Genomic DNA, 521 nt, shown 5'->3' with positions numbered 1-521 from the left:
CTGCGCACGTTCGAGGAGGTGATCCTGGAGCCGCGTGGGCTGGACTATCGCGCGATGTTCACCGGGCCGACCGGCACTAATGCGGTCGAGGCCGCGATCAAGCTGGCGCGCAAGGTGACGGGGCGCGAACTGGTTGTTGCTTTTACGAACGGCTTCCACGGCATGACGCTGGGTGCACTTGCCTGCACCGGCAATGCGGGCAAGCGCGGCGGTGCGGGCGTGCCGCTCAGCCATGTGAGCCACGAGCCGTTCGACGGCTATTACGGGGACGAGGTGGACACCGCCGATCTGCTCGAACAGCGTCTTGCAGACCCCTCCAGCGGCCTCGACGCGCCCGCCGCGTTCCTCGTCGAGACGGTACAGGGTGAGGGCGGACTCAATGCCGCGAGCCCTGCATGGCTGCGCCGCATCGCCGCGCTGGCAGAGAAGCACGGCGCGCTGATGATCGTCGACGACATTCAAGCAGGCTGCGGGCGCACCGGCGGGTTCTTCAGCTTCGAGGGCATGGGCTTCACGCCCGA

1 protein-coding gene is annotated in these 521 nt (G+C 67.6%); it reads left to right on the top strand.

Annotated features, from left to right (window positions below; genetic code table 11):
- Positions 1–521, top strand: a 521-nt coding sequence (locus ACYPYD_RS12245; protein ID WP_459663369.1) for an aminotransferase class III-fold pyridoxal phosphate-dependent enzyme, incomplete at both ends; no start/stop codon positions are given.

It is taken from the genome of Novosphingobium sp. 11B (assembly GCF_054589055.1).
Note: the sequence above shows the minus strand (reverse complement) of the source record. Positions and strands in the feature narration are given on the sequence as shown.